The sequence below is a fragment of the Streptococcus raffinosi genome (genome assembly GCF_030284685.1).
Taxonomy (GTDB): Bacteria; Bacillota; Bacilli; order Lactobacillales; family Streptococcaceae; genus Streptococcus; species Streptococcus raffinosi.
Genome location: NZ_JASUZV010000006.1, coordinates 98,468 through 117,392, shown reverse-complemented (window position 1 = coordinate 117,392; position 18,925 = coordinate 98,468). Strand labels below are relative to the sequence as shown.

The window sequence follows — 18,925 nt, the reverse complement described above, 5'->3', positions numbered from 1 at the left end:
CATTCTAGAATTTATTTCAAATCTTACGAGACGATTCGACTTCTTCTTTCACTTCATTGTACCATTGTTCAAAAATATCATCTGCTGTTAATGTGTCTGAGTTAGAATAAAATAAATCATAGGAATACTTACCATTTACACTCTTTTTTACATTATCATAAATCAATTTTATTTGTGAAGGCATCGGACGATTATACTTTTGACAAATTTTTTGAATATCTTGTAAATCTTTATTGCCTAATTTTAAAACTGAAAAAATCAGATTATCTATTTCAGATTCACTCATACCTTTTTTTGAAAGTTCATGCAACATTACAATATTATTTTTATCATCTTTATAGAAAACATCAAAGGAATACATTGTTTCAAAAGAACAATAGATATACACAGTATCAACCTTTTGCTCTACCCTATTTGCATATTCTAATGCCAACTGAATCATATCTGTTTGTTTAGCTGAAAATTCGTCTTCAAATATCATGATGCCCTTCAACTTCTTCCTTCACTTCATTGTACCATTCCATGAAAATATCTTCAGGAGTTAGTGAGTCAGAATTTGAATAAAAAATTTCATAAGAATATTTAGCATTAGCTTTTTTATTCACATTATCATATACCAATTTCAGTTGAGTTGGGGCTTGTTTTTTATCCTCTTGAAATAATGTTATAAATCGCTCTAAGTCACTTATTCCAATTTCTAAATATTGAAACATTCTATCTTTTGTTAAATTTTCTATACCAAGCTGGTCTAGTTTATTTATCGTATATACTTTGTTATCTTGAGCAAAAAAACTGTTAAAAGATAAGGAATTATTCTCGTAAGAACCGTATATATATGCCGTATCAATTTTATCTTCCGCTAGTTCAAGAGCTAAACTAATCATATCTGTTTGAATTTCTGATAACTTATCTTCAAAAATCATTTTTCACCTCTAATTTTTTATTCTTCTGCTAAATGGAAAACCATCAATTGTGTACCTCACATCAAAACTATCCGGTCTTAGAGCGTCTCTAACATAGTTCACCTTCACATTGACAGAAACATCTTTTCCTGCTTTCAAAGCTTTAGCCCATTGGTTTTCCAATTTTGTATAATCGCTCAAGTTCACACCACTCAATTGAGAAACCAAATTATCAATTTCAGGTGAACCTCCGAACCTATCTCCTGCTAAATGGCCTGCATGGTCTCCCGGTAATTTACCTGGAGTGTTGGAATCATGCGAAAGACGAGTATCGCGTTCTGTCATATTTAGTTTAGGAGCATCCCACTCCGTCACACGTCCTATATCATCTGTTTGATAAAGATATTCAAACTCGCCAGATTGATATTTGACATTTGGCTTCAAGTTCCCGAGTTCATCAAAATGAGATCCATCACGAATAATCTTATCGCTATTAACGATTTTATTATCAAGGCCACCTCTGCCTTCATTGGTATTTACACTTGCTTCGCCACAAAATTCAGCATTTGCATGCTTACCAGCTTGTTCGCCAGTTTCTTTGAGGGCTTGGCTGACTTCATCACCATGTTTGGCAAGGGCCTGGCTAGCATCGTCGCTAAACTCTGCGGTTGCTTTACGTCCTGCACCTGAACCACCAAGGATTCCAGACGCCACTTCATCCCAGTTGCCACCATTTGACTGATAGAAACGAGCATTGTGCTTACCGATATTCTTTGAGACAGCACCATCCGCATAGGCAAAGGCATCTTCAACCTTACCTGACAGGCGGGCAAGGTCATCAGAAACGTTCGCACCGAGGTGAGTCAACTTGTTTTTGACACTCAGAGCAATATCCTTGCTAAGACCAGCACCTCGAGTCCCAACACGAGCCAAACCACGAGCAAAGTCGTCTAGCTTTTAGACAATAGCCAACTATTCAATTATACCATCTTGAGATTACAAGAAAACCACCTCGAGGGTGGTTTAGTCTTCATTAATCATGAAGCATCTCGAAAAAATCTGTAAACTCCTTCGCAACAAATTCAATTGCAAGCTCTAATTCATAAGAGTTCTCATGTGACCAAATGCAGATACTAGGATTATCAGGTTCATCAATATAATTCAAGCATATAATTGATTACCTAATTTAAAAGAACATTTTAACGGTACTAACCCAGCATCCTCCTATACTCCTTCGACTTCTCTCCGTACCAGTCCTTAACCGAGTAGCCAAACTGCTCTCTATATTGCTCAGAGTATTTGAAGAGGTAATAGCCTCGTAGCAAATCAATGGAAAAGACATAAGTCGCAAAGACAAATATTGCTGGCATTAGGGGCAACAACACCGCATCGATGTTCCCTCTTAAATTACTCCCAGTGGAGCGGTCAAACAGCACAAGTCCGGCTGTAATCCCCGTTCCACCTAAAAAGACCAAGCCATCCGAAATCTTTTCAGTCACAAGTGCTACCATGGGGCTAAACTCTGTCTGATTTTGAACGGCTTCTTTCAGTTTACGGGGAACCGTTCGAATCAAATAATAAATGGAAAGAAGAAACATGGCACCCGATAATATACTGACAATATTTCGTCGTGTCATCATCATTATACCAGCACATACCGTAAAGATAGCAAGTAAAATCACCATATAAAAGTAGGTGCAAAATTTCAGCTTCATCGGGCTTTTTCTGTGCCTTATTGAAAAGAGCAGATAGACCAGATACATGACTACATACAAGATAATCATGGGCCACTGAATCCAAGAAAATGTAGGATCTTGTTCAACGGTCAAGCCCTTTATAAACATCGGTGTGGCAATAGAAGAAAAGTAAAGAAGGATTGAAGTGATAAATAAACCAATAAAACGTTTCCAGCTACCTTTTTGATTGAGTTTTTCTACAGTCTCCTTAGTGACAATAGACTGACTTTGCTCATATGTGTAATTCAAGAATTTCAAAAGTTTTCTCCTTTTATTACGAAAAAACAGGAAGGTCTCCCCTCCTGTTTCCTTAATCAGCTTAATTAATCGCCATCTGGACCTGATTTATAAGTAAGGTAGAATGTATCACCATCTTCTGTAGTGTCAAATGACAAGTAAACACTCTTAAGTTTACCATCTTCAGCTTTAAAGTCGTTATAAGAAACGCTCAATTCTTTCTTGAACTCACCTTCACGAACGGTTGAGATGGTGTACTCAGCGTTTGAAGCTTTAGGGTGATCCTTAAGGATATCTTCGAGTTTTGTTCCGTTTGATGGATTACTGTAATCTCCCTTATTAAGAGCATCAAACTGTTCTTTCGTCCAGTCAGATTTGTATGAGTCATCAGTTTGTACAGCATCTGTAGGGAAGTTTCCTGAAGCATGTGACAAGATAAAGGTACCATCATACTGTTTCTTAAAGGTTAGGTAAACATGTTCACTATAGTCTTTGCCAGAATAAGTCATGCTCAAGTCATCACCTGACATTTGAGCATCTGATGCTTTACCATAAGTCTTCATAATTGACTTAGCAGAGTCTTTTCCAGCTTTCAATTTCTTGAACTTAGATTCATTCCAGTCAAATTTAGCATTTTTGTCAATGTAATCGTTGACGTCAGTGCTATCACCTTTTGAGTCAGATTTTGAATCAGATTTTGAATTAGATTTTGAATTAGATTTTGAATCAGATTTTGAATCGCTGTCATCATCTTCATCATCTTTGTCAGCAACTTTTGATGTTTTGCTTGAGCCTGCATTGTCATTTGAGTTTTGAGAAATTTGGAAAATCAAACCACCAATAGAGACAAGGAGCATGACTCCAGCTACTGCCGTTGCAATGATAGAGAGCAATTTCTTGCTTGATTTAAGGCTAAAGATAAGTGAAACCATTGCCAAAGCGAGTGCAAGGACTGTCAAGATGATGAAGAGCCAAGCGGGACTAACAAACCATGACAAGATGGCAAAGATTACTGAAAGGGCAATCGCAACAATCGGCAAGATAAGGTTGAAGACAGGTTTATCTGCTGAGCTAGGTGCTGGATTAGGAACTGCTCCAAATCCTTGAGTTGTAGGAATAGAAGCCTTTTCAAACATGCTTGAATCAAATTGTGGTGTTGGTTGTTGAGAAGGCGCTTCTGGGAAGGCTGCTGTTCCAAATGGTGATTCATTGCTTACTTGTTCAGCGACAGCATCTTCAGCTGTTTCAGCAACATCAGCGATATCGTCTTCTTGAGCGACTTCCTCAGTATCTGAAACGACTTGTGCTGCAGGTGTTTCTTCAGTAGCAGGCTCCTTAGCTGGGGCATCTACAGATGCCGCTTGAGCAATCAAAGCGCTAGTATCAAAATCAGCTGCTTTAGCGTCCAAAAATTCTTGGGGGCTAGGTTTACGCCCATGAACCGACTCAAAGAGTTCAGCCCATTCTGCTTTAGTTGACATAAAAATCTCCTTTTTTCAAGAAATGCAAACAAATGGACCCCTCAGCTTAGTGACGTTTTCCATAAGTAAAACATAGACACACAGCTTGCTTATCCGTGAGCATCCTACGTCTTTCAAAAGTTATGCCTCGCTCGCTGTTTGAGTGAAACAACCTTTCCCTATATCTAGTCCCTGTTCATTTTCTTGTTGATGTTTCTATTTTACCATAATTACAAACCTCTGTTAACCGTTTCCCAAAAGGTTTTTTTCTGCTACAATAATAGGTATAATGCATCAAAGGAGTTATATATGAAAAACATTAAAAAGTACATTCTCTTAGTCCTTGTACTTGTTATTGCTTGCTTAGGATTTGTCTACCGTGAAAATATTGCACGTGCCATTCGTGGAGATGCCTACGTTGACAACAAGATATACACGAAACAATTAGAAAAAGCTCAAAAATCTGGTAAAAACGCCTTTCCTCAATTGTCAGACAAGGTTGGAAAGGACGAGGCTGAAGTTATCCTCCAGACATCGAAGGGCGATATAACTGTTAAGCTTTTCCCTACTCTGGCTCCTAAGGCTTCTGAAAACTTCTTGAAGCATGCCAAGGATAAATACTACGACGGTCTTACCTTCCACCGTGTCATCCAAGACTTTATGATTCAAAGTGGTGACCCTAAAGGTGACGGTACTGGTGGCGAATCTATCTGGAAGAAAGGCTTCGCTCTTGAGCCAACACCATTCCTCTACAACATTCGAGGAGCGCTTGCCATGGCAAATACTGGTGCTAAGGATTCAAATGGTAGCCAATTCTTCATCGTTCAAAACAAGGATGACCAAAGTAAACAACTTTCAAGTGCTGGTTATCCAAAACCTATTATTGACGCCTACAAAAAAGGTGGATACCCAGCCGGTGATACCAAATATACCGTCTTTGGACAAGTCATCAAAGGGATGGATGTCGTTGATACCATTGCCAATCTTGAAGTCGATCAAAACAACAAACCAAAAGAAACGGTAACGGTTAACGCCATCAAAATTGTGAAAGACTACAAATTCTAGTAAAATAACTTCGGGAAATTGATTCTCGAAGTTTTTTGATGACTTGAAATTTTTTTATTTTTGGAGGTTAATTCTTGACCTCGTTAAGGACTCGTGATAAACTATTGTTAGTTTATAAACTAACAGAAAGAGAGTTACACGATGAAAACAAGAGCAATTATTGAATTTAAAGACACTTACGCTAGCATGGAATGTCACAATCTTGGTTATCAAACCAAGGAAACGGCCCTGGCTATCATGTCACCTACTGGACATATTCTATCAAGTACGCCGCTTTTCAGAAAGGCTTATGGTTCAAAAATGACTCACATTGACCAGCTGCCTTTCCATATAGATAACCTCACTATTAAAGCGAGAGGTCTTAGCCAAAAGGCTAAAGCTAATTTGGAAGATTGGATTGCCCATACGATTATCCTTCCCATGGACTACGATAGATATTTTGCTCAACACCAAGAACTACTACACCTCTTGGCTGAATCCCCTGTCGTTGAATCAGTTCAGGCCCTTAACTACAAAACGGTTAAGATCCAATTTTCAGAGTCGCTCAACGATGAACACATTCGTCAGCTTCAGGGATTTATTCTCAGAAAGGCTGGAATTTACAGCTACATTGGCACATCGACAGTCTCTGATCGTAACGCCCACCAGGCACTTGAGTGGGCCAAACTCGATGTTAATGGCCGTTCTCATAACGACCACAGACCTGCTATTTTCCATCGCAGCAAAGGGCTATGGGGTGGCTTCTTTCATCAAGAAAGCCTCGCTTAAATAAGCTTTTGGACACAGGATATCACCCTGTGTCCTTTTTACGACACAAGAAAACTCACCACAAGGGTGAGTTAACATGTTTTAGTTATTGTGTTTCCAGTTACTGTAGATACCGAAGAGAATCACCCAGATTGTCGCTCCAATCGCACCGATATAGGTAGATTGTTGTAAGAAGAGACAAACAAATACAAACAAGAAGAAAGCAATTGTCAATGGGTTTAAAATCTTATAGGCTGGCATAAGGAAGCCGTCTGGTAAAAACTCTTTAGATTGACGGTATCTCCAGTGCGCAATCATAATCAAAACATAGATTGCAATGTAAACCCCTGATGATGATGCTGTAATCAAAGAGAAGGCATCTGATACACCAGGTAAGATGTTGATGAAGGCTGAGATACATACCACAACCGCTGAAGCAATGATGGCACGAGCAGGAATCCCTGTACGTGACAAGGTATCCAATTTCAAAGTCTTCATCACTTTACTATTTGGTGTTTCCTTAGCAAGTTGGAAAAGGTGACGACCTGTTGAGTAAAGCGTTGAGTTCAAAGATGAAGCTGCTGCTGTCAAGACAACAAAGTTAATGAAGGCTGCTGCCCACTTGATACCAACCATTTGGAAGACTGTTACAAACGGTGATTCATTAACTGGAAGTTGTTGCCATGGGAAGATAGCCATGATAGCAATGAGGGCACCCACGTAGAAGATGACAATACGCACAGGGATTTCCTTAATGGCTTTAGGCAAGACCTTACGCGGATTTGCGGTTTCAGATGTTGTGACCCCAACAAACTCAATAGCTTGATAAGCAAAGAAGACCATTTGGAAAGTCATTACAAAGCTTACCCATCCTTTAGGGAACATCTGGAAGCCTTGTGTAATATTTGCTAGACTAGCATGTCCAGCCGGTGTTTTAAAGTCAGTCGCTACCATAAAGATACCAGTAGCAATCAGAGCCAAGATAGTGATGATTTTAATCATCCCAAACCAAAACTCTACTTCTCCGAAGATTTTAACCGCAATCAAGTTAACGGAACTTAAGATCAGTAGGAAGACTAGCTGAATCTCCCAGGCTGGCCAGTGCGGGAACCAGTACTGGACATAGGTCGCAACGGCAGTGATTTCTGCCATCCCAAGGAATATCAAGGATACCCAGTAGGACCAACCTGAGAAGAAGCCCCAACCCTTACCAAGGTATTTGGTAATAAAGTTGATAAAGGTATGTTGGTTGGGGTCCATATAAAGCATCTCACCGATAGCTCGCATCATGAAATACATGAAGACACCAGTCAGCAAATAAACAAAAACAATCGACGGTCCTGTTAAGGAAATGGAACGCCCTGCTCCCAGAAAGAGACCTGTACCAATTGTACCAGCAATGGCAATTAGCTGGACGTGACGGTTTTGAAGACCACGTACCATACCATTTTCAGTCTGGCTGTCGTCTTCTTTGTGATGTTGCTTTTGCGACATATTTTTTTCACTCCAATTCTATTTAACATGATTTATTAACTCATGTTATTTTTCACATAACTTATATTTTATCATTTTTTTAGCAAGTGGTCAATTTTTTATTTGGAATATTCAGAATTTTTTGACGCAAGACAAGAGCTTAGAAATTTCCAAGCTCCTATTCTTTTGTTTTTTATGATTTAGGATCATCGAGACTACGGCCATGCAAACCTTTTTCACGTTGCACCTGGCGTAGTTTTTCAGGCGTAATATCATTTCCTTCTTCATCCACAATTTTGATTCCTTCGATGTGGTGACGAACGGAACGACGATAACCCTCAATGTATTCTTCACGAAGTTTTGCTTGTTCCACTGCTTCTTCTGGCGTCAAACCTTCTGTTTTTTTCTTTTTAGCAAGCTCATTGATCCGAGCAATTTTTTCAGGTGTCATAATAAGACCTACTTTCTACCTGTCACCAGGTCATTATTTAGTGTTCAATTGATTAAAGGCAGCGACTTTATTGGCTTTTGCTACTAGACTAGCAAGAATAGCCAAACGGTTATTTTTCAAAGCTTCATCTTCTGCCATGACCATGGTATTGTCAAAGAAGGCATCGATGACTGGGCTAAGGGCAAAGAGTTGAGCTAATTTATCACTAGCTGAACCAGTCAATTCGAGACTTTCTGCTGCTTGAGCGAGAGCTTTTTCTTGGTCATTTTCAAAGAGGCTAGCATCTACAGCTACTGCATCATCTGCTTTTTCAGCCAAGTTGAAGGCACGAGAGAGTGACTCAACAGCTGCCTTGTAACCGTCCGTCTTCGCAGCTTCTGAGAGAGCATCTGCTGCTTCAAGCATATCCGCTACCACGAAGTTTGAACCAGCAAGTACAGCTTCTTTGATATCTTTAGATGTGCGTCCCATCATCTTGTCCACACGCGCCTTGATGAAGTTAAGCACTTCTGCTTGATTGTCATAAGAAAGGCTATCAAATGAAAGTCCGTAAAGGCTGTCGATTAACTCATCCATAGGAATGTGCCAACCAAAGGCATCTAAGATACGAACAATACCTTGTGTTGCACGACGAAGCGCATAAGGGTCGTTTGAACCTGATGGAATCAAACCAACTGAGAAGAAGGAAAGGAGGGTATCCAATTTATCTGCAAGCGCAAGAATAGCACCAACCTTGGTCTCTGGAAGGGCACCATCTGCTGCATCAGGAAGGTAGTGCTCACGAATAGCTGTCGCAACCGCAGCATCTTCACCAGCAAGGAGGGCATATTTTTCACCCATAATTCCTTGTAATTCATCAAACTCTCCGACCATACCCGTCAAGAGATCAAATTTGTAGATTTCCGCTGCACGCGCTACGGCTGTCGTTTCTTCAGCAGTCAAACCAGCTTGCTCAGCTAGTGACGCAGCAATGACACCAGCACGGGCCATGTGTTCTGAGAGGGAACCAATTTTTTCATGGAAAGTTACGTTGGCCAATTTAGCAACCAGGTCTTCAATCTTAAGTTTTTGGTCTTCACGCCAGAAGAATTCACCATCTTCAAGACGGGCTACCAAGACTTTTTCATTTCCTCGGATAACATTTTCCAAGTGCTCAGCGTTCCCATTACGGACTGAGATGAAGTTTGGTTTCAACTTACCATCAAGGTCACGTACAACAAAGTAACGTTGGTGGGTTTCCATTGAGGTCACCAAAACTTCTTCTGGAACGTCCAAATATTTAGTGTCAAAGCTTCCCATGAAGGCAGTTGGGTATTCGACCAAGTTCAAGACTTCATTCAAAAGTCCTTCTTCGATCTGCACTTGAACGCCTTGTTCTGCTTCGATAGCTTTGATTTGCTCACGAATCATGTTTTCACGTTCTTTGCTGTCGGCAATGACGTAAACAGTACGAAGGTCTTCTTCATAAGAATCTGCATTGGTGATTTCCACTTCATGCCCAAGGAAACGGTGACCACGGCTCACACGACCTGACTTGATATCCAAGAAATCAAGGTCAAGCGCTTCGTCGCCTAAAAGGACAACCAAAGTGTGGACAGGGCGGATGTATTCGAAGGTGTTGTTAGCCCAGTGCATGCTAACAGGGAAAGTCAATGAAGCAAGCACTTCTGGAACGCCAGCCAAGACTTCTTTGGCAGGTTTTCCAGCTTCATGTTTCGTCACGTAGACGTATTCTTCACCCTTAACTTCACGGAATTCGATGTCGTCAACGGTCAAGCCTTTTCCACGGACAAAGCCTTGCGCCGCTTTTGAGAAGTTTCCATCAGCATCCAAGGCGATTTTCTTAGAAGGTCCTTTAAAATCTTCTGTCAAATCAGATTGTTGATCAGCCAAGCCAATGACACGGACAGCCAAACGGCGAGGTGTTGAGAAGGTTTGAATACTTTCGTATGAAAGACGGTTGTCATCCAAGAAGGCTGCCATTTTTTCACCGAGTTGTTTTTCACTTGGTGTGACAACGTAGGCTGGCAACTCTTCAAGTCCTAATTCTACTAATAAATTTTTTGTCATGTTTCTTCCTTTGCATCTTCTTTTTGATAGGCACCTTAAGTACTGGGGACGTCGCTAACTAACTTTGTGAGTCTGTAGGGAAATCTTTTATCTCCTTGATATAGATTTCCAACAGTCTCATCAAAGTGAATTTAGCCAACTGATTTTTGAACCTAAGGTTTCAAAAATCCCCATATACCAGTACGGCGGTGCCTATTCCTTTAGCAAGTCTTCGACTTGCCTCTGGGTAGCCATGTGGGCTCACTGGGTTCGCCCTTTTTTATTTCTAATACTCTTTTTATTCTTCTTCTGCTAGGAGTTTGGCGCGTGTAGCTTCGTCCAGAAGTGGGTAACCGAGTTTCTTACGTTCTGCAACGAAGGTCTTAGCTACGACACGGGCCAAGTTACGGATGCGGGCAATGTAACCGGCACGTTCTGTAACAGATACTGCTCCACGAGCATCTAGCAAGTTGAAGGTGTGTGAACATTTCAAAACGTAATCATAGGCAGGGTGAACAAGGCCCAATTCCAAAGCACGTCCTGCTTCTTTTTCAAATTTCTCGAAGTTTTCCAGAAGCATGTCTTGGTCAGAAACTTCAAAGCTGTATTTTGAGTGTTCGTATTCTGGTTGAAGGAAGATTTCTCCGTATTTAACGCCTGGAGCCCACTCAATATCGTAAACTGAGTCTACTTCTTGAATGTAAGAAGCCAAACGTTCCAATCCGTAAGTAACTTCAGAAGTTACCGGACCAGTTGCCAATCCACCAACTTGTTGGAAGTAGGTGAACTGAGTGATTTCCATACCGTCAAGCCAAACTTCCCAACCAAGACCAGCCGAACCAGTTGATGGGTTTTCCCAGTTATCTTCAACAAAACGGATATCGTGTTCCAAAGGATTAATCCCCAATTTTTCCAATGACTCAAGGTAGAGCTCTTGGATGTTAGATGGTGATGGTTTCATGACCACTTGGAATTGGTGGTGTTGGTAGAGACGATTTGGGTTTTCCCCGTAACGACCATCAGCTGGACGACGAGATGGCTCTACATAAGCCGCATTCCATGGTTCAGGCCCAATGGCACGAAGGAAAGTATAAGGACTCATAGTTCCCGCACCCTTTTCATTATCATAAGCCTGCATGAGCATACAACCCTGGTCATTCCAGTATTGTTGCAAAGTCAAAATAATTTCTTGAAATGTTAATTTCTTAGACATTGAATACTCCTTAATTAAAAATGATTTCTTGCGACACGAGTCTGCCTCGTCGATTATACGAGACAAGACGAGTTAGTACTGCGTCTAGCTCAGGCAACCTAGTGCTGAGCGTGGGGCAGTCCGACTGTAAGGAGGTCTCTGCCACTGACGCAGTGGAAGGTTAGTTTTTTAGACATTTAATACTCCTTAATTTTTATAATTGCGACTTGGAATACAAAAAGAACCGTGTCTTTGCTCCCAAGTCATATGACCTAGGGGCGTCAGAAACGCGGTTCCACCCTAATTTATTACTTCATTGTATTTTACTTTACTCAGCTCTTTGCTAAGAGAAAGCGCCACTTGCTTACTTTGCCCTACTTGGCTTTCACTATCCCAAGCTCGCTAGAAAAACGCCATAAGCCTTTCTTTCTTGTCAGTATTATAGCAGAAATAGATAAACTTGTAAAATAGAATTCTAATTCTACTTCTCATCAATCCCCATTTCCTGACGGACATGAGCATGAGAATCCTCCCGGAGTGTTTGATTGTCAATGATTGAAGCATCTCTAAGTTGCTTTGCCTTTTCCTTATCCTGAGGTGTTAAATCTTGATTAGGATCATAAGCTTTCTCGACAATAGCTAAAAGATGATTTCGGATTTCTTTTTCCTTACGAATCTTTGCTTTTTTACGATAACTTGCAACAACCAAGACAACCAGCATCAGTAATCCCATATAACCGATAATGGGATACATGACTGCGACCAATTGACGAAAACCCATAAAGGATACAAGGAAACCACTGAGAGAAAAAGCAGTCACAAAAAACTTGAACCGTTTCTCACTACCAGCTGCAAAGCGTTTGCCTAGAGCATAATAGAGACTAAAAACAGTATTGAAAATCAAACCAAAAATCACGAAAGCATAGAGGGTTGCAAAGATAGGATTAACTTCCTTAGCAATAGCCAACATAGGCACATCTGACTTGACAACCTTGTCACTATTAGCAAAAAGAATCAGGGTCGTGATAAAGAAAATCACACCAACCATGAAGCCACCCCAGGCTCCACTCTTTTCAGCTTCATTAATTTTGAAAATGGATCCCCCCATAACGAAGGCCATAGCGATGGCAGACATAACACAAACAGCAAAATAATTGACGACAGACATCCAAACGCTTGGAAATGGGGATTGAATAGTTTGTGAAATCCTATTCATCTCTGCAAAATCCCAGTGACGCCCTAAAACATTGGTCATAAAGATAAGAGCAATCATTACCAGAATCATAGGGGTAAAGACTCCGATAACTCCGATGATTTTTTTGAAATCTAAAAAGCTGACCACAATAGTCAAGGCCGTACAGAGAAAAGCTCCTACCCAAAATGGCATGCCAAATTGTTGATTCAAATTGGCTCCTGCACCAGCCGTCATCACAAAACCAAAGATAAAGCAGGTGATAATGAGAGCAATATCCAAAATACGATATATAACGGGATGACTAATTTCCGCAAGAACAACCGAATGATCATCCGAACGGTAATAACTTCCCAGAGCAATCATCAAACGGCCAAAACCAACATGTAGAACTCCTAAGACAATAACACCTATCAGACCCCAGGCTCCAAAGCTGACAAAATACTGCAAGAGGTCCTGTCCTGAAGATACTCCTGCGCCAATCATTACACCGACATAGGCCAGAGCAATGCTCCAAATACGTTTTGACATATTACCTCCTGTAAAAATAAAAAAGTATTTCTATTTTACACCTTTACTGTTACAATTCTGTAAAAAATAAGAAAAAACAGTACCTTTATATAAAAGCACTGCTTAGACCATTACTTTTCCCAAGCTTTACGACCATCGATAAAAGTTGCTTGTAACTCCAAAGAGTCATCTAAAACGATGAAATCGGCTGCTAGACCAGCTTTAAGACTACCACAAACATTTTCAAGACCAACAGATTTAGCTGGAACATGACTCGCCATTTGTAAAGCTTGAGCAACCGTCACCAGACCCCAATCAACGACGTGCTTGACACCATCTTTAAGTTGTAGGATAGAACCAGCCAGGTTACCACCTTCCTTAAGGCGTGCCGTGCCATTTTCCACAATAACAGGAAGCTCACCCAGCATATAGTCGCCATCGGGACGTCCTCCTGCAGACATACAGTCTGTAATCAGGGCAACATTTTGAGGCGTCTTCTGCTTGATAAGGACGCTACAGGCAGCTGGTAGAACATGGTGCCCATCCGCAATCAATTCACCAATGGTATCTGGACTATCAAAGGCTGCACCGACCATACCAGGCTCACGATGACTAAAGCCACGCATCCCATTGTAAACGTGAACCCAGACTGAAGCACCAGCTTCCACTGCTGCCACGGCTTCTTCATAAGTAGCATTGGAATGTCCCAAGGCAATTGTCACACCTTGTTTAGTCGCTTCTTTAATAAAATCAGCCACTCCTTCACGCTCAGGAGCCAAGGCCAATTTGATTAACTTTCCTTGAGCCGCTTCTTGCCAGGCTTGCAACTGTTCAAGGCTTGGATTGCCCATGTATTTTGGATTTTGAGCACCCTTGTAGGTTTCAGTGAAATAAGGCCCTTCAAAGAAGAGTCCTTGAATTTTGGCGCCTCTTTCCTTACCAGCCGTCTCAGCTATCGTTTGACAAATGGCCTTCAGCTCTTCAAATGGTGCGGTCAAGGCTGTCGGCAAGAAAGAGGTCACACCTGCTGAAAGTAAGGCCTGACTCATACCTAAGAGACTTTCCGCCGAATTGTCCATAACATCATAACCCGCAAAGCCGTGAATGTGGGTGTCCACAAGACCAGGAGCAATTTGATAGTCACTGTAATCTAGCACCTCTGCACCTTCTGGTGCGTTTTTTGTCCACTCAGCAAAACGACCATCTGTGACTGCCAAGTAGCCACCTTCTTTGACCTTATGATCAAAATAAAATCGTTTGGCTGCAATATAATAAGTCATAGGACTACCTCTCATCAATTTTCTATGTTCTCAATACGCCTTCATTATACCAAAAAAGCCGAGAAAAGTTCTCGACTTTCCATATTAAATCACACCTTCTGTAACCTTTTCAACAAGGTTGATGGCATGGTCTGCGATACGTGTGTAATGCGATAAGTAATCAACATAGTTGATACCTGCCTGCGCAGTACATTCACCATTATTAAGACGTTTGGTATGAATCTTACGCAATTGTTTTGCAAGTTTTTCCAACTCTTCATGACGAAGGATAACTTGACCAGCAAGCACCTTATCGTCGTCCACAACAACACGAATACTGTCAAGTATAATACGATGAGTGCGGTTATAGACATCCGCAAGTTCCGCCTTGGCTGTTTCAGAGAATTCAATTCCCTTGCTATGAATGTGTTGTGAAAGACTAGCACTAGCGACTGCAAGGTCACCAATACGTTCCAAATCACGAACAGAATCCAGGACACTTGCCAAGATTTCATTTTCAGAAACACTAAGTGACTCGTTAGAAATATCAATCAAGTAAGTTGTCAACTCTTCGTCAATACTATTAACAGCTGTTTCATATTTTTCAACCTTGTCAAAGTATTTTTCATCCCCTTTATCAAAGAAAGCGTATGAAGCTTCCAAAGACTGGATAGCATATGATGCCAAATGCACCAATTCTTTCTTGGCATTACCAAGGGCAATGGCTGGTGCTTGCGTGATAAGCAAACGGTCCAAATAAAGTGCTTTGTACTTATTAACTTCGTCCTCACCAGGGATGATCTTAGTTACCAAGTAAGCTAAAACCCCGATGAATGGGAACTGAACAATAGTATTGGCAATGTTGAAAGTACCGTGGGCAAAGGCAATTGTCATCTCTGGTGTCAAACCAAGTACAGACTTGAACCATTGAATTAAAGCTGTGAATGGCACCAAGAGAATCAAACACAAGACCGTTCCAATGACATTAAAGAGTACGTGAGCCCCTGCCACACGCTTGGCCGCAATATTGGAACCAAGAGCCGCAAGAACCGCTGTTATAGTTGTTCCGATATTGTCCCCGAAGAGGATTGGAAGGGCACCTTGCAAATCAAGCAAACCACCTGAATAAAGGCTCTGAAGAATACCAATGGTAGCTGCCGAAGACTGAATCAACATGGTCAAACCAGCACCAATGATGACTCCCATGATTGGGCGGTCACCTAAAGTTGCCAAGTAGTCTTTAAAGGCTGTGACGGACTTCAAAGGCTCTACCGCATCTCCCATTAGGTTAAGGGCAAAGAAGATTCCACCCACACCAAACAAGATACGACCTAGGTTGTTGAGCTTCTTATTACTCGTAAAGAAGAGAAGCGCCGCCCCAATGAAAAGCACCGGAAGAGCATAATCACCTAGCTTGAAACCAATCATGAAGGAAGTTACGGTTGTCCCGATATTTGCCCCCATGACAATTCCAATAGCCTGACGAAGACTCAAAAGTCCTGCCGAAACCAGACCTACGACGATAACGGTTACCCCTGAACTTGACTGAATCAAGGCCGTCATGACAATACCAATCAAGACCCCTAAAAAAGGATTACTGGTATACTTATCGATGTAAAAGCGTAACTTATCACCGGCTGCCTGTTGAAGACCATCCCCCATGTACTTAATACTGAAAAGGAAGAGTCCCAAACCACCGAGGAAAGAAAACACAATATCTTGCCAATTTACTGACACATTTTTGTCCTCATTATTCAAAAATTTTCGGTAAAACCGACCTTTCTATTGTATCTATTTATTAGGGAATAAACAAGGCTTTTCCTCAAAATAATAGAAAGAAACCAAGAAAATCTGACCTTCTTAGATATCTCATTTAACTCTCATGTTCATGATGTCTAACACCACTATTACTCATATCAGAAATCCATCAAGGCCCGTCTCGAATATACTGTTTTTTTTCTTTGATACTTGTCACCAGGTTTCAAGCAAAGACAATTGAAAAACATTACTAGCAGTGTTTTGAGAATTCCATAAATGAAAACTACCATAGCAGTACCATCATCCGTTGGCGATGTTTTTTCAGTTATCACTACATCTTTCGAGACTTATAAATAACCGATAAATATTCTTGAAATAAATCCTTCTTTCTTGTGATATAATAAAGGCAAAAATTGGAAGTGACATCATGACAATCTACCTTCTAGCACAAGTATTCTCAGCCATCGGAGCTCTCTGTGTCGCCATATCCTCTTTTGCAAAATCAAAAAATAAGATGCTCGTCTGGCAAATTACCGACTACATTTTCACTGCCACTGCCAACCTCTTATTGGGTGGCTATACTGGGGCTTTAACCATCAGTATTTCCATCATTCGAAATAGCCTGATGGTCAAAAAGAAGATGACCAAGACTATCTTGACCATCCTCATCATTATTCAAATCATCGTAGGATCCTATCTCAATCAGCTTGGACTTATTGGCTATTTGCCGATTATCTCTTCAGTTTCTTATAGTCTAGCCATTGCCATCACACGAAACCTTCAGTGGCTTCGCTGGGTCATTATTGAGAATATGTTACTCTGGCTAATATACGATTTGACCATTAAGGCTTATCCCGCTGCCATCACAGACATCACCATCACGCTAACCACTCTCATTGCCATTATCCGAAATCGAAAAACCTTTAGCAGATAGAAGCTAAAGGTCTTTTTCTTATAACGCCCAAGTACGAATAGCGTGGGCCACACCTGCCTGGTCATTTGTCAAGGTTACATATTTACTCAAAGACTTGATGTCATCACTAGCATTTCCCATAGCAACGCTCTGACCAACAAATTCAAGCATTTCAATATCATTGGCCGCATCTCCCAAAGCCATAATCTGTTCGGGATCAATCCCCAACTTTTCAGCTAAATGCTTCAGTCCACTGGCCTTGGTTGCTCCTTGTGGCATAATTTCAAAGATATAGTCTTGACTGCGAACCGTACTATAGTGCTGACTAAGACTTTCTTCCATTGCATTTTGGAAGTCATCAAGCGGTTTAGATTCCGCCATATACATGGCTTCAAAAATGACCTGACCTTCCGCAAAAATTTCTTCCAAAGATTTGGCCTCAGCCACCATATAGACTGTCCCAGCATCATAGGCAACTAAATCAGGCACTTCATTACCAACAACATAGTAGGTTTTTTCACCTGTCAAGGTTAGAGTTACGTCTGGAAAATCCTTACTCACTTGAAAAAGGTCTTCCAACTCCGTATGAGATAAGCTTTCATATTGAAGCAGGGTCCAATTTTTAGTTTCATAGGTCGAACAACCGTTGTTCATGATAATGTACTCTTCTTCACTAAGACCCAATTTTTCAAAATGGGGAACAATGCCTGAACGTGGACGACCCGTACAAAGGACAATCTTAATACCTGCCGCAGCGGCTTCCTGAATAGCCTGAATGTTTTCTACAGGTATCTCTTTTTGACTGTCTAAGAGTGTACCATCCATATCAATGGCAATGAGTTTCACTTGGTTCTGATTCATATTTTTCTTATTCTCCTTTGACTCTAATAAGTGTCATAAATAGTTAACTGATATTGTTCAATGATGCTGTTCAACTTATCACCATAAGTCGTGTCAGTGGCATAAACGCCTGTTAGGGCCGCTGTTGCATCTTTATAACTTCTCGTTTTGGAGCGGTGTACTCCCACATAGTAGCTTCCCTCGAGAAAGTCCACATAGTCCTGCAGCGAATTCTCAACGGAGCCATAGGAACGAAAGGCAGCATCGATATGGTAGGGATTTCCCTTACCATCATCCTCCCAGGTCGGTAGCGTTACACTTTGACCATTGTATTCTCCTTTAATTCCAAAGAAATTGTAGGAAGGCTTTTGACTTAATTGTGACTGTCCCGAGTCCGATTCTAGGATGGCCTGGGCAATCATGACTGAGGCATAAAGATCGTTTTTCGCTGCTAAATAGCGTGAAGTCTCTCCAATCTCAGCAATAAAAGCAACTGTCGTCTCATCTGTAGACGTCATATTCTTTTCCATTGTCAACTTTGGAAAATTCAAACTAGCTAGAAGCCCAAGCAAAGCAAGTAAGCCAATAATGATCAGGCTCCATTTCTGTAAAACTCTAGGAAAAAGCAGAAAAGACTTCTTTTTCTTCTTAGTCTTCTTAAATTTAGCTTTCGACCTGCTTTTCTTTTTTCCTTTTGCCAATCAGTCACCCCCTTCATCCTTAATAATCTCTTTTAGTATACCAAAAATCAACAAAAAAGGCCCAAACCAACTGGTTTAAGCCCTAATCCAATATGACATTAAATAGCGTCTCCACCCCGTTCGCCAGTACGAATACGAATGACATCATCAATAGGAACAATAAAAATCTTCCCATCACCGACTTCACCCGTCGCCACAGCACCACGGATAGCATCAACAACTTCATCAACTGCCAGGTCTTTGACTACTATTTCCACCTTAACCTTGGCCAATAAGGTCGGAACAATCCGTTGTCCACGAACGAACTCCGCAAAGCCACGTTGAGTTCCATACCCCAAGACCTGACTTACAGTCATTCCCTTGGCTAAACCACTACCAGTCAAGGCATTTTTCAAATCTTCCAATTTGTCCGAACGAATAATCGCTTCTATTTTTTTCAT

At 41.0% G+C, this 18,925-nt stretch carries 18 protein-coding genes; 3 read left to right on the top strand and 15 right to left on the bottom strand.

What is annotated here, in order from left to right; genetic code table 11:
• Positions 1-16 precede the first annotated feature (16 nt).
• From QRD39_RS05495 to QRD39_RS05470, 5 genes are all read right to left on the bottom strand, one after another.
• Positions 17-481, bottom strand: a complete 465-nt coding sequence (locus tag QRD39_RS05495) for a hypothetical protein (protein ID WP_164376062.1) — start codon at positions 479-481, stop codon at positions 17-19.
• On the bottom strand, positions 471-923 hold the full coding sequence (locus QRD39_RS05490; RefSeq protein WP_164376060.1) for a hypothetical protein: 453 nt from the start codon (positions 921-923) through the stop codon (positions 471-473). Before QRD39_RS05490 ends, QRD39_RS05495 begins: the two co-directional genes overlap by 11 nt.
• A gap of 9 nt (positions 924-932) precedes the next feature.
• Positions 933-1,835, bottom strand: coding sequence for a DNA/RNA non-specific endonuclease (locus QRD39_RS05485; protein WP_285955925.1), 903 nt, complete (start codon positions 1,833-1,835; stop codon positions 933-935).
• A gap of 275 nt (positions 1,836-2,110) precedes the next feature.
• Positions 2,111-2,896, bottom strand: a complete 786-nt coding sequence (locus QRD39_RS05475) for a hypothetical protein (RefSeq protein WP_285955924.1) — start codon at positions 2,894-2,896, stop codon at positions 2,111-2,113.
• 65 nt (positions 2,897-2,961) lie between these two features.
• Entirely contained in the window at positions 2,962-4,356 is a 1,395-nt protein-coding gene (locus tag QRD39_RS05470; RefSeq protein ID WP_285955923.1) for an MFS transporter, read from the bottom strand.
• Between the two features lie 288 nt (positions 4,357-4,644).
• Between QRD39_RS05470 and QRD39_RS05465 the strand changes: the two genes are divergently transcribed.
• On the top strand, positions 4,645-5,400 hold the full coding sequence (locus tag QRD39_RS05465) for a peptidylprolyl isomerase (protein WP_285955922.1): 756 nt from the start codon (positions 4,645-4,647) through the stop codon (positions 5,398-5,400).
• 141 nt (positions 5,401-5,541) lie between these two features.
• The gene (locus tag QRD39_RS05460) at positions 5,542-6,168 is read left to right on the top strand and encodes a nucleotidyltransferase (RefSeq protein WP_285955921.1); all 627 of its coding nucleotides are present in this window, start codon (positions 5,542-5,544) and stop codon (positions 6,166-6,168) included.
• Between the two features lie 81 nt (positions 6,169-6,249).
• Here the strand turns inward: QRD39_RS05460 and QRD39_RS05455 are convergent, their stop codons facing one another.
• The 7 genes from QRD39_RS05455 to QRD39_RS05425 all read right to left on the bottom strand — a co-directional run bounded on the left by QRD39_RS05455 (position 6,250) and on the right by QRD39_RS05425 (position 16,010).
• Positions 6,250-7,641 (bottom strand): amino acid permease, encoded by a 1,392-nt coding sequence (locus tag QRD39_RS05455; protein ID WP_285955920.1) that lies wholly within the window; start codon positions 7,639-7,641, stop codon positions 6,250-6,252.
• Between the two features lie 172 nt (positions 7,642-7,813).
• Positions 7,814-8,071: a DUF896 family protein gene (locus QRD39_RS05450; RefSeq protein ID WP_285955919.1), complete on the bottom strand. Its 258-nt coding sequence runs from the start codon at positions 8,069-8,071 to the stop codon at positions 7,814-7,816.
• Between the two features lie 33 nt (positions 8,072-8,104).
• Positions 8,105-10,141, bottom strand: a complete 2,037-nt coding sequence (gene glyS, locus QRD39_RS05445; protein WP_285955918.1) for a glycine--tRNA ligase subunit beta — start codon at positions 10,139-10,141, stop codon at positions 8,105-8,107.
• Positions 10,142-10,418: 277 nt separating this feature from the next.
• The gene (glyQ, locus tag QRD39_RS05440) at positions 10,419-11,333 is read right to left on the bottom strand and encodes a glycine--tRNA ligase subunit alpha (RefSeq protein WP_285955917.1); all 915 of its coding nucleotides are present in this window, start codon (positions 11,331-11,333) and stop codon (positions 10,419-10,421) included.
• A 460-nt stretch (positions 11,334-11,793) separates the two neighbouring features.
• Entirely contained in the window at positions 11,794-13,035 is a 1,242-nt protein-coding gene (locus QRD39_RS05435; protein WP_285955916.1) for a YkvI family membrane protein, read from the bottom strand.
• Positions 13,036-13,145: 110 nt separating this feature from the next.
• A complete protein-coding gene (nagA, locus tag QRD39_RS05430) occupies positions 13,146-14,294 on the bottom strand; it encodes an N-acetylglucosamine-6-phosphate deacetylase (protein WP_285955915.1) in 1,149 nt (382 codons plus the stop codon).
• Positions 14,295-14,378: 84 nt separating this feature from the next.
• Positions 14,379-16,010, bottom strand: a complete 1,632-nt coding sequence (locus tag QRD39_RS05425) for a Na/Pi cotransporter family protein (protein WP_021145875.1) — start codon at positions 16,008-16,010, stop codon at positions 14,379-14,381.
• A 448-nt stretch (positions 16,011-16,458) separates the two neighbouring features.
• Here QRD39_RS05425 and QRD39_RS05420 point away from each other — a divergent pair, with 448 nt between their 5' ends.
• Positions 16,459-16,965 (top strand): YgjV family protein, encoded by a 507-nt coding sequence (locus tag QRD39_RS05420; RefSeq protein WP_008533980.1) that lies wholly within the window; start codon positions 16,459-16,461, stop codon positions 16,963-16,965.
• A gap of 18 nt (positions 16,966-16,983) precedes the next feature.
• Here the strand turns inward: QRD39_RS05420 and QRD39_RS05415 are convergent, their stop codons facing one another.
• The 3 genes from QRD39_RS05415 to QRD39_RS05405 all read right to left on the bottom strand — a co-directional run bounded on the left by QRD39_RS05415 (position 16,984) and on the right by QRD39_RS05405 (position 18,925).
• Positions 16,984-17,805, bottom strand: a complete 822-nt coding sequence (locus QRD39_RS05415; RefSeq protein ID WP_285955914.1) for a Cof-type HAD-IIB family hydrolase — start codon at positions 17,803-17,805, stop codon at positions 16,984-16,986.
• Between the two features lie 23 nt (positions 17,806-17,828).
• Positions 17,829-18,485, bottom strand: coding sequence for a glycoside hydrolase family 73 protein (locus QRD39_RS05410; RefSeq protein WP_008533977.1), 657 nt, complete (start codon positions 18,483-18,485; stop codon positions 17,829-17,831).
• Positions 18,486-18,583: 98 nt separating this feature from the next.
• Complete coding sequence (locus QRD39_RS05405; protein WP_021152223.1) at positions 18,584-18,925, bottom strand: P-II family nitrogen regulator; 342 nt, start codon at positions 18,923-18,925, stop codon at positions 18,584-18,586.